This window comes from Bombilactobacillus sp. ESL1197 (genome assembly GCF_058107145.1).
Genome location: NZ_JBYLTY010000004.1, coordinates 275,006 through 286,167, shown reverse-complemented (window position 1 = coordinate 286,167; position 11,162 = coordinate 275,006). Strand labels below are relative to the sequence as shown.

The following is an 11,162-nucleotide window of genomic DNA, read 5'->3' as shown; positions in this document are numbered from 1 at the left end:
TTTGTGCATACTTGATCGCCCGCTGTTGTGCTTTATTAACCATGTCTTTGCCTCCTTAAAATTGATCAAAAACTGTATACGGCAACTGCCGCTTATGAGCAGTCTTCAAATACCAGTTTTCAATCTTTTGGGCCGCTGCTGCTGTGACTTCTTTGCCTTCCAAATAATCATCAATCTCTTGATACGTTACCCCCAAAGCAACTTCATCAGCTAAACCTGGCCGACCATCAGCCGTCGGGGTTTTAGTATATAAATTGGCCGGGGCTTGCAAGTATTGCAATAATTGACGGCCTTGGCGCTTATTTAACCTAAATAAAGGCGTAACATCGGCGGCGCCATCACCGTATTTAGTATAAAAACCCGTAATATTTTCCGCGGCGTGATCGGTTCCCACTACAACGCCCTTAGTTTCACCAGCAATCGCATATTGTACAATCATGCGTTGACGCGCTTTAATATTGCCCTTATTGAAATCACTAATGGCTAAGCCATTAGGTGTGATACTAGCCACGACTGCATCTACCGCTGGCTTAATATCCACCCGGTAAGTCTTATCCGGTTGAATAAAATCTAAAGCCTGTAAAGCATCTGATTCATCAGCTTGTTGCCCATAAGGCAAACGAACGGCAATAAATTGGTAACTAGATTGGGGTTGTTCTGCTCGTAATTCACTAACAGCTAACTGGGCTAAGCGACCTGTTAAAGTCGAATCTTGACCACCAGAAATTCCTAACACTAATGTTTTTAATTGATTTTTTTGTAAAAAATGCTTTAAAAAGTCCACACTCCGCCGTACTTCTTGTTCAGGATCAATCTGGGGCGCAACTTTTTCAAAAGCAATAATTTCTTTTTGTAATGGACGCAATCTTAAAACCTCATTTCTCAAATACAATTACTTTAACACAGTTTGATAAATTTCACTGATTGTTTGAGCCAAACGTTCGTTAGAAAAATTGGCAGCACAATATTCATAATATTTCTGGCCCAAAGCGCGTAATTCATCTTTTTGCCACAAGTCATGAGCTTGAATTAACGCCTGTTTTAGGCTTTCAAAATCATTAATAGGGGTAATCCACCCCAGACCCGGTTGAACAGCTTGCGCATCCGAACCAGCATCACTAGCGACCACGGGTAAACCATTATTAGCTGCTTCTAGTAAAACTAGTGGAAAGCCTTCCGATAATGATGGTAGGACAAATAAGTCCGCGTTTTGGTAATACTGCTCTGTCTTGTCTTGAAAGCCAATAAACTCGACTTTTTGTGCCAAATCTAGTTCTTGTACTAAGTGTTCCAATTGGGGCCGCGAAGTTCCATCGCCCACTAGCTTTAAGCGCCAGTCAAAATCTAGCTCTGCTAAAACTTTTAAGAGTAATTGTTGGTTTTTCACAGGCACCAAACGAGCGACATTCAATAGCGTAAACGGATCTTGTCGCGTCGTTTGGGGCGCTTTTTCGCGAAAATACATTGTATTAAAGACCGGCTTGATTTTGTCTGAGGCAATCCCCACTTGTTCTAAAATTGGCTTAAATTTAGCAGTTACTGGCATCAATAGCTCAGCTTTTTTCAAGGCCCGTAAATTTAAAGAAGTCATTAACTTCCCCTTGAAATTGTCAGCAAAATCCACATAAGGATCACTATGAACCGTAATGATCCACTTCGCATGCACATGTTTATAAATCAAACTCATTAAAAAATTAGCCCGGGGGCCATGCGTATTCACAATATCAATTTGATTATCATTAATGAACTTCTTGAGACGCCCGAGCACCCGCAAATCCAACTGCCCATCTTGGTTCATAATAGTAGTGGGAATTTGCCATTCATTTGCTAGATCAGAAACTGGACCCCGTTCAAAAACTAAGAGCTGCGAATCAATATCTCGTTGATTCAAGCCCCGTAGAATATTAATAATAATCGTTCGTCCGCCGCCATTTTCATTCCCGGCGTTCACGTGTAAAGTTTTCATAAATTAAATCCTCACAATAAATTGTTAAACAAATCTAGTTATCGTAAACTAAAGGTATTAAAAAAGGAGTTTAGAAAAATTGCTAAAACAAATTAAAATCTTAGATTTGCCTTTTATTAGTACTACTAATCAAAATTTTATAAAGTTACTCCAGCAACGTATCACTAATCATCAAAATACCTTTATTGTTACTGCTAACCCTGAGATTGCAGTTTATGCTTACGATCATCCAGAATATCGCAAATTAATTCAAACAGCCGACTACATCACTCCTGATGGTATCGGGATTATTAAAGCAGGACAAATGATGCATCAACCACTCTCCGAACGAATTACTGGCTTTGATACACTTACTAGTTTACTAGAAATTGCCAATAAATGTAGCCTAAAAGTATATTTATTAGGTGCTAAACCCGAAATTATTACTAAAACCGTCCAAAATATTCACCAAAAATATCCCCAACTAAAACTTGTCGGATCACATGACGGGTATTTTCAAGATGAACAACCCATTGTCCAAGAAATAAAACAAACTAAACCTGATATCGTGGCTGTCGCTTTAGGATTTCCCAAACAGGAAGAATTTATTTATCGCCACCGCCAACTGACGCCTGCAATTTGGATTGGCGTGGGAGGCAGTTTTGACGTCTTATCTGGAACGGTCAAACGCGCCCCGCAATTAATTCAAAACTGGCACTTAGAATGGCTCTATCGCTTATTAAGCCATCCTAGTCGTTTTAAACGTTTCTTAGCTTTACCGCGCTTTTTAAAATTAGTTAAGAAACAACATTAACCCTAAAAATCTTTGAGTAGTTCCGCACTTAATAGTGTCCTAATAATATCTTTTTAATTTTTGTAACAGCATCATTACCTTTCAAATTACGCCAACGACGCAAAAAAATTCCGTTCCTAAATTAATTTTTAAGAACGGAATTTTTGATTACTTAGAAAAAGTTTTAGCTTTAAGGAAACATAACTTTAGTTTTTCGAGAAGCTAGATGTTGTGGTTTGGGTTTTTGTAAGACAAACAACAAGTATGCTGTGACCCAACCAAAATACATGCTAACTCCGGGCGCATTGAGAACATGCCCTGAAAAGATTGACATAAAAATTCCCAAGCCAAAGGCCACAAAATATAATAAATTGGTTTGAATTTTTGGTTGGAAAAAGTAACGGCAGAATTCAAACAATAAATAGAAGATAATGCCGACTAACGGCAAAATGGTAATCACAAAACCAATAATTCCAAATTGGAAGAAGAAGTCTAACCAATCCATCTCCACAGTTCGCGGATGCTTACGATAATTACCCCCGTAGCCCATCCCAAATAATTTTTGGGCCAAGGCAGATTTTTTATATTCATAACTATTTAGGCGATAATAATTGGTCCGGCCGCTTAATAACTTCGCTAGTAGCGGATTACTTAATTCCTTATTTTGCAATAAGAAACGCTCGTAATGATCCATATGCTTTCTGTGCTTTTTATCAGACAACATTTTCTTTTTATTTTGTTGATTTTCGCGAATAATTCGATTTTGAATCACACTATTATCATGAACTGGTGAATGCGGATAAATTGCTAAAACTCCCCCCAATAAAACGGCAATTAGAACCGTATTAATGATATTGACAGCTTTTTTTTCATGCGTCACAAAGATTCGTATTAACTGCAAACAGAAAGCCGAAATGAGCGCTAAAATCATCCCATAGAAACAGCTTTTCGTTCCGAGCATTGTAATAGAATTGACGGATAGAATCACGCCGCCAAAGTACCAATAATTATGCTGCTGCTGAGATTTTTCTAGCGCATATAGCAAAACAATCGGAAAGGCAATTGCCAAAATTGCACTTAACTCATTGCCAGCATTAAACCAACCACTCGTTCCTAGTTTTCCCTGGGGATAGGTATGAAAAGCCGTGTTGGTCATAACTGCTACAATCATGACCACGTTAATCATCATTTGTGCCCAATAAACAAAAACCGGCACCGAACGCTTTAATTGCTGTGCTGATAAATTCTTAAACGCGTAGTACATGCCCAAAATAATAATTAAGTAATGCAGACTTTTAAAACACGCCGAAATTTCTGTAAACCACGAAAAAGCGGGCTTATTGAAATAATTAACCACCAAATTAATCACAACTAATACTAATAATAGTCCTAAGAACCACGGCACATAACGATCCAGCCAATCATCACGCTGGTGCGCAACTTTTAAAATAAAGCCAACAATTAAAACTAGCATAATTGCACGAATCGCTACGCCCAGTGTCAAACTAAAGTTAGGCAATACTTTCATTTGCCAACCGGTAATCACATCCAAAATTGGTTGTATTAAAAAATAAATCATTAAATACCAACTAAAACGTTGAATTGAACTAGATTTCACAATAATTCTCCATTATCTTTTATCTTTCTAAATAAAACTCAAAGCGCTCACCCACATACTGTGAACGAACATATTCAAACGGTTGCTCATCATCTAAGAAGGTAACCTGCCGTAATCTTAGCACAGGAGCACCCCGCTTGACCTTTAAAAGCTCAGCTACTTTTTCTGAGGCTAACATTGCTGACACATTCTGTTGAGCATGTCCGAGCTTTAAGCCCTTTTGCTCTAAAGCGTGATACAGCGATTGTGTAATTTGCTGTTGACTTAAATCCCGAACGAGATTCCACGGTACAGTAGTGATTTCAAAACAAATGGGCACGCCATCGGCTAAGCGAATGCGTTCCATTCGTAAAACATCAATTTTATCGGCTAATTGTAAATGCTCTTTCTCACTGAGCGTTGGTTCGGCAAGATGATAGGAGACGACGCGACTAGCCGGCTTTTTGCCCTGTGATTTCATAATATCTGTAAAACTAGTCGTTCCGGACATTTTTTCTTGAACTTTTTGACTAGCAACATAAGTCCCAGAACCAACCTTACGTGACAAGATTCCTTCATCAACCAAGGTCTGAATGGCTTGCCGTGCGGTCATGCGACTCACAGCAAAATGCTGTGCTAACCAGCGCTCTGACGGAATTCTTTGGCCTACTTGCCACTTTCCTTGGGCAATCTCGGATTTCATTTGGTTATGAATCTGAACATAAATTGGTACTTCGGACACGGAGATTACCCCCCTCAAATTAAAAATAAAAAAAGACTGAAACCAACGTTTCAGTCAATTATTGGGTTAGCTGGATTCGAACCAGCGCATAATGGAGTCAAAGTCCATTGCCTTACCACTTGGCTATAACCCAATCAATGGAAGGGAGTGGATTCGAACCACCGAACCCGAAGGAGCGGATTTACAGTCCGCCGCGTTTAGCCAGACTTCGCTACCCTTCCAACATATCAATAGGACATTAAATATAATAACCAATTTTGTTCCATTTTGCAAGAGGTTATAACAAATTTTTTATTTTTCTATTGATAACTTCCGAAACATTCCACGAATATTATACCAATAATTCTTTTAAAAAACGAAAAAAGTTCACCAAAAGGTGAACTTTTATTAATTGATTCCGGACATTAATTTTTTGATTTTTGGTGTAAAGAAAATCAAGAGAATAGCAAAGGCAATTGCTACTAACCCCGTTACACCAAAGTAAGCCATTTCGTGGTGTGGATAAAATCTAACTAATTGGGAATTAATAGCTTGTCCCGCAGCATCTGCTAAGAACCACATACTCATCATTTCGGATGAGAAAGCTTTGGGCGCCAATTTAGTCGTAACTGAAAGACCAATTGGTGAGATTAACATTTCACCAATTTCTACAATGCCCCAGCTCAAAACTAACCATAATGGATTAACTTTGCCGTGTGAACCGCCCATTAACGGTAGAACCAAAACTAAATAGGAAATACCGGTAAAGACTAAGCCTAACCAGAACTTAGTCGGTGACGAAGGCTGCTTTTTACCTAGTTTAGTCCAAAGTGAAGCAAATAATGGTGTATAGATAATAATAAAGAATGGATTTAACATTTGGAACCAGCTTGGATTCAATTCAAAGCTCCCCAAATGCAATTGCGTATTATTAGCAACAAACAAGCCCAAAATAGAAGAACCTTGCTCTTCAATGGCCCAGAAGATTACCGCAGCGATAAATAAGCCAATATAAGCATAAACGCGCGATTTTTCAATCTTAGTCACCTTTTTACTACTTAAAATAATAATAAAGTATGCAATTGGTAAAATAATGCCAAAAATACTGATTAAACTAATAAAGTTCTGTAAACTAGCTAACTTCATGACCATCATTAATAAAACAATAACGACAATTGCTATGACAAAGACAATGACCTTTTTATAAAGTTTACTTTTTTCAGCATCAGTAATAGGATCAGTGGGTTTCAACGTTTCTGCTGGTAAATATTTCTTTCCTTGAATATAATACGTGATTAAACCAAAGAACATCCCAATCGCAGCTAGTGAAAAGCCAACATGGAAGTTAAAACTCTTCCAAGCTTGACTAACCACTGCGGGCGCAATTAAGGAACCTAAGTTAATTCCCATGACAAAAATACTAAATCCAGCATCACGGCGGTTATCCTCAGCACTATATAAATCACCGACCATGTCCGAAACATTGGGTTTTAACAAACCAGTACCAATTGTAATGAACAAAATCGACAAGTATAACGTGGTAGAACCTAGCGGCAACGACAAGAAGATATGACCAAACATGATCAAAACCCCGCCCCAAAAGACGGTTCGCCGACTACCTAGAATACGATCACTAATATAACCTCCTAAAACACTGGTCATATAAACCAATGACCCGTAAATAGACATAATGGACGCAGCAGTTTCTTGCTTAAAGCCTAAGCCACCGAGCTTGATCGCATAGTACATGTAGTACAACAGAATTGCCCGCATGCCATAATAACTAAATCGTTCCCAAAATTCAGTCATAAATAGGGTCTTTAACCCCATAGGCTGACCAAAGAACGTCTTTTCCTTTTTTGTATCCATAAATATTCTCCCTAAATATTAAACAATGCCCTAACATTTTAATCTTTCTAATAGATAATGTCAAAAAACAATGCCCAATTTAGCGATTCCAGCCCAAACTAGTAAATAAACAATCTTTTTTGCGACAATTAGAAACATAAGGATTACCCGCAACAAAAAAACGTAAAGGTTTTTGTGCCCAATTACCACGTTGACTAACATTAATCCGCGCAGAAGTTTTAATAATTTTGGGCGTTTTAATTCGTTGATCACTTAAACTCAGCGTCTTGAAACTCAAGGGGGTTTGGTTTAAATCACGCGACGTAATTCCTAACGCTTGGGTCAACTTAGCAGGTCCATTCGTTAAATTAGTCGTCGTTGTCTGTTGCCGTAGTTCTCGCATAATAGTTAACCCCTTGGTCGGTTGCAGAGCCCGAATCAAAATACTTTCTGGTTGTCCTGACATTTGAACAACAATGTCCAATAAGTAATGTCCGCGCTGTGAATGAATATAAATGGTTCCTGGATCTTGATAAAGTGCTTGATTAGCGCGAGAATGATGACCACGATATGCATGTGAAGCAGAATCCGGCGTACCTAAATATGCTTCTGTCTCAACAATCAAACCAGCAGTTAAACCATAGGCAGAGTGATACTGTAATTCATGTCCTAACAAATCTTGAGCTAATTGAATCGTTGATTGACTGGTTAAAAATGCTGTAATTGAACTCATAAGAACCTCCTTTCTAAATACTTTATGGTAAAATTAAAAACATTAGCTCTATTTTCACAATGGTTAAACAGAACTAATATTATTAAGTCTTGCAATTTAATATCCAATTAAATTATTGAGCTAAAAAAACAAATTCGTCAACTAATTTGCGTTAAGAAAGGAAGAAAAAATGATTATCAAATTCACGGACGATTTAAATGATCAAATTTATCAAGATAGTTTAGTTTTAAGAAAAACAGTTTTTATTCAAGAACAACATGTTCCGGCTGATCTAGAAATTGATCAGGATGAAGCAAATTGTCAATATTATGTAGGTTACGATGAACATAACGACCAGCCAATTGCCACAGCGCGCGTTTTAAAAGGAACGCCAACCCAATGGCATATTCAACGAGTTGCTGTTCGCCAAAATTTTCGGCATCAAGGATTTGCCAGTCAAATAATGCAGATGATTGAACAACACGCTCAAACGCAAGGAATTAAAACTCTCGTCTTAAATGCGCAAGATCAAGCTCAAAATTTTTATACTAATTTAGGATATCAGGTCGAAGGCAATCAATTTTTAGATGCTGGTATCAAACACCATAAAATGGTTAAAGCTGTTTAATCAAATAAATATGGACAAAATAAAAAACGCTATAACTTAATATAACGTTTTTTATTTTGTTTATAATAATACTGCCAGCTGCAGGATTCGAACCTGTGACCCTCGGTTTACGATACCGATGCTCTACCAACTGAGCTAAGCTGGCGAACAATCCGAAACTAATAAAAAAAGCCGGTTAAACATCCGACTATAACTCCGGTTGTCAGACTCGAACTGACGACACCCTGATTAACAGTCAGATGCTCTACCAACTGAGCTAAACCGGAATAAGAGCAGCATGGCAACGACCTATCCTCGCAGGTAGTTTCCCACCAACTACTTTCGGCGCTGAGAAGCTTAACTTCTGTGTTCGGCATGATTCCAGGTGTTTCCTCCTCGCTATCGGGCGACCGCCCCAGTCAAACTGCCCACCTGACACTGTCTCCCGCCGTGCTTCAACGGCGCGGGTTAGAGCTTTCATATAACAAGGGTAGTATCCCACCAGCGCCTCAATATCAAGCTACAGTAAAGCTCCATGGGGTCTTTCCGTCCTGTCGCGGGTAACCTGCATCTTCACGGGTATTATAATTTCACCGAGTCTATCGTTGAGACAGTGCCCAAATCATTACGCCTTTCGTGCGGGTCGGAACTTACCCGACAAGGAATTTCGCTACCTTAGGACCGTTATAGTTACGGCCGCCGTTTACTGGGGCTTCAATTCTGGGCTTCGACCGAAGTCTAACTCATCCTCTTAACCTTCCAGCACCGGGCAGGCGTCAGCCCCTATACGTCATCTTACGATTTTGCAGAGACCTGTGTTTTTGATAAACAGTTGTTTGGGCCTTTTCACTGCGGCTGGCTCTTACACCAGCACCCCTTCTTCCAAAGTTACGGGGCTATTTTGCCGAGTTCCTTAACGATAGTTCTCTCGCTCACCTTAGGATTCTCTCCTTGACTACCTGTGTCGGTTTGCGGTACGGGTATTCAGTGTCTCACTAGAAGCTTTTCTCGGCAGTGTGACTATTGTGCTTCGCTACTTTAATTTCGCTCCCTATCACAACTCATCCTTCGCGGTTATAAGCATTTGACTCATATCCAGACTCGCTGCTTAGACATGCTTTTCCAGCTGCATGCTCACAATTCATCTCCTGCGTCCCTCCATCGTTCAAACAACACTGAACAGTACAGGAATCTCAACCTGTTTTCCATCGATTACGCCTCTCGGCCTCATCTTAGGTCCCGACTAACCCTGGGCGGACGAGCCTTCCCCAGGAAACCTTAGTCATCCGGTGGACCAGATTCTCACTGGTCTTTCGCTACTCATACCGGCATTCTCACTTCTAAGCTCTCCACCAGTCCTCTCGATCTGGCTTCTTCGTGCTTACAACGCTCTCCTACCACGTACATCTTTCGATGCACATCCACAGTTTCGGTACCATACTTAGCCCCGGTACATTTTCGGCGCAGAACCACTCGACTAGTGAGCTATTACGCACTCTTTAAATGAGTTGCTGCTTCTAAGCCAACATCCTAGTTGTCTGTGCAGTTCCACTTCCTTTTCCACTTAGTATGGATTTTGGGACCTTAACTGGTGATCTGGGCTGTTCCCCTTTCGACGATGGATCTTATCACTCACCGTCTGACTCCCGGAGAAAGATCTTTGGCATTCGGAGTTTATCTGAATTCAGTAACCCATGTTGGGCCCCTAGTCCAAACAGTGCTCTACCTCCAAGATCCTCTTCTCCGAGGCTAGCCCTAAAGCTATTTCGGAGAGAACCAGCTATCTCCAAGTTCGTTTGGAATTTCACCGCTACCCACACCTCATCCCCGCAATTTTCAACTTACGTGGGTTCGGTCCTCCAGTGCGTTTTACCGCACCTTCAACCTGGACATGGGTAGGTCACTTGGTTTCGGGTCTACGACTACGTACTCTCTTTCGCCCTATTCAGACTCGCTTTCGCTACGGCTCCGTCTTCTCAACTTAACCTCGCACGCAATCGTAACTCGCCGGTTCATTCTACAAAAGGCACGCCATCACTCTTTAACGAGCTCTGACTACTTGTAGGCACACGGTTTCAGGATCTATTTCACTCCCCTTCCGGGGTGCTTTTCACCTTTCCCTCACGGTACTTGTTCTCTATCGGTCACTAGGGAGTATTTAGCCTTGGGAGATGGTCCTCCCTGCTTCCGACGGGGTTTCACGTGCCCCGCCGTACTCAGGATACTGGTAGAGTGTCTCTGATTTCGCCTACTAGACTATCACTATCTCTGGTTCAGCTTCCCAACTGATTCAGCTATCTTCGACTATCTCACGTCCCAGTCCTACAACCCCAAAGAGCATGCTCTCTGGTTTGGGCTCTTTCCGTTTCGCTCGCCGCTACTCAGGAAATCGATTTTTCTTTCTCTTCCTATGGCTACTTAGATGTTTCAGTTCACCATGTCTTCCTCACTTACAACTTTCGTCGCAGTGTGACTAAGCTTTACCTTAGCCGGGTTCCCCCATTCGGATATCTCCGGATCTTCGTTTACTTACAACTCCCCGGAGCATTTCGCTGTTCGTTGCGTCCTTCTTCGGCTCCTAGTACCTAGGCATCCACCGTGCGCCCTTATTATCTTAACCTTATTTACTACTGTTTCTTACTTTCTTCGAATCTCTCGATTCTCGGTGTCTTTCTTCTCATAATATTCAGTTTTCAAAGTACTAATGTCCTTGACAGTTTCCTGTCAATGGAGGTTAACGGGATCGAACCGATGACCTCCTGCTTGCAAAGCAGGTGCTCTCCCAGCTGAGCTAAACCCCCGTACTATTTCTATGGGCCTAAATGGACTTGAACCATCGACCTCACGCTTATCAGGCGTGCGCTCTAACCAGCTGAGCTATAGGCCCGATTTCTTTCGCGCTTGTCTCTTGGTGCCCTGAGAGTAGACCTCTCAAAACT

The 11,162-nt window shown here is 40.7% G+C and carries 8 protein-coding genes, 6 tRNA genes, 1 rRNA gene and 1 other annotated feature; of the genes, 2 read left to right on the top strand and 13 right to left on the bottom strand.

The window, feature by feature from the left end; all coding sequences use genetic code 11:
- Positions 1–55: 55 nt before the first annotated feature.
- Together nadE and AC3B6B_RS09085 are read right to left on the bottom strand one after the other, a co-directional pair.
- Positions 56–865 (bottom strand): NAD(+) synthase, encoded by an 810-nt coding sequence (nadE, locus tag AC3B6B_RS09090; RefSeq protein ID WP_489758316.1) that lies wholly within the window; start codon positions 863–865, stop codon positions 56–58.
- A gap of 27 nt (positions 866–892) precedes the next feature.
- Entirely contained in the window at positions 893–1,966 is a 1,074-nt protein-coding gene (locus tag AC3B6B_RS09085; protein WP_489758200.1) for a glycosyltransferase family 4 protein, read from the bottom strand.
- Positions 1,967–2,045: 79 nt separating this feature from the next.
- Between AC3B6B_RS09085 and AC3B6B_RS09080 the strand changes: the two genes are divergently transcribed.
- Complete coding sequence (locus AC3B6B_RS09080; RefSeq protein ID WP_489758199.1) at positions 2,046–2,759, top strand: WecB/TagA/CpsF family glycosyltransferase; 714 nt, start codon at positions 2,046–2,048, stop codon at positions 2,757–2,759.
- A gap of 169 nt (positions 2,760–2,928) precedes the next feature.
- On the opposite strand, the gene AC3B6B_RS09075 is transcribed toward AC3B6B_RS09080, so the two are convergent.
- The 6 genes from AC3B6B_RS09075 to AC3B6B_RS09050 all read right to left on the bottom strand — a co-directional run bounded on the left by AC3B6B_RS09075 (position 2,929) and on the right by AC3B6B_RS09050 (position 7,637).
- Positions 2,929–4,356, bottom strand: a complete 1,428-nt coding sequence (locus tag AC3B6B_RS09075) for an O-antigen ligase family protein (RefSeq protein WP_489758198.1) — start codon at positions 4,354–4,356, stop codon at positions 2,929–2,931.
- A gap of 19 nt (positions 4,357–4,375) precedes the next feature.
- Positions 4,376–5,077: a GntR family transcriptional regulator gene (locus tag AC3B6B_RS09070; RefSeq protein WP_489758197.1), complete on the bottom strand. Its 702-nt coding sequence runs from the start codon at positions 5,075–5,077 to the stop codon at positions 4,376–4,378.
- Between the two features lie 61 nt (positions 5,078–5,138).
- Positions 5,139–5,210, bottom strand: a tRNA-Gln gene (locus tag AC3B6B_RS09065).
- A gap of 5 nt (positions 5,211–5,215) precedes the next feature.
- Positions 5,216–5,298 (bottom strand) — tRNA-Tyr (locus AC3B6B_RS09060).
- A 166-nt stretch (positions 5,299–5,464) separates the two neighbouring features.
- Positions 5,465–6,925 carry a peptide MFS transporter gene (locus AC3B6B_RS09055; protein ID WP_489758196.1) on the bottom strand — a complete coding sequence of 487 codons (1,461 nt, stop codon included), beginning with the start codon at positions 6,923–6,925 and terminating at the stop codon, positions 5,465–5,467.
- 79 nt (positions 6,926–7,004) lie between these two features.
- A complete protein-coding gene (locus AC3B6B_RS09050) occupies positions 7,005–7,637 on the bottom strand; it encodes a DNA-3-methyladenine glycosylase (protein ID WP_489758195.1) in 633 nt (210 codons plus the stop codon).
- Between the two features lie 169 nt (positions 7,638–7,806).
- On the opposite strand from AC3B6B_RS09050, the gene AC3B6B_RS09045 reads away from it, so the two are divergent.
- Positions 7,807–8,244 (top strand): GNAT family N-acetyltransferase, encoded by a 438-nt coding sequence (locus tag AC3B6B_RS09045; protein ID WP_489758194.1) that lies wholly within the window; start codon positions 7,807–7,809, stop codon positions 8,242–8,244.
- Positions 8,245–8,316: 72 nt separating this feature from the next.
- On the opposite strand, the gene AC3B6B_RS09040 is transcribed toward AC3B6B_RS09045, so the two are convergent.
- The 5 genes from AC3B6B_RS09040 to AC3B6B_RS09020 all read right to left on the bottom strand — a co-directional run bounded on the left by AC3B6B_RS09040 (position 8,317) and on the right by AC3B6B_RS09020 (position 11,110).
- A tRNA-Thr gene (locus AC3B6B_RS09040) sits at positions 8,317–8,389 on the bottom strand.
- 48 nt (positions 8,390–8,437) lie between these two features.
- Positions 8,438–8,510, bottom strand: a tRNA-Asn gene (locus AC3B6B_RS09035).
- Between the two features lie 9 nt (positions 8,511–8,519).
- Positions 8,520–8,750: a sequence feature (most likely nonfunctional fraction of RNA operon), on the bottom strand.
- A 58-nt stretch (positions 8,751–8,808) separates the two neighbouring features.
- Positions 8,809–10,829, bottom strand: a 23S ribosomal RNA gene (locus AC3B6B_RS09030).
- 122 nt (positions 10,830–10,951) lie between these two features.
- Positions 10,952–11,024, bottom strand: a tRNA-Ala gene (locus AC3B6B_RS09025).
- A gap of 12 nt (positions 11,025–11,036) precedes the next feature.
- Positions 11,037–11,110: transfer RNA gene (locus AC3B6B_RS09020), tRNA-Ile, on the bottom strand.
- Between the last annotated feature and the right edge of the window lie 52 nt (positions 11,111–11,162).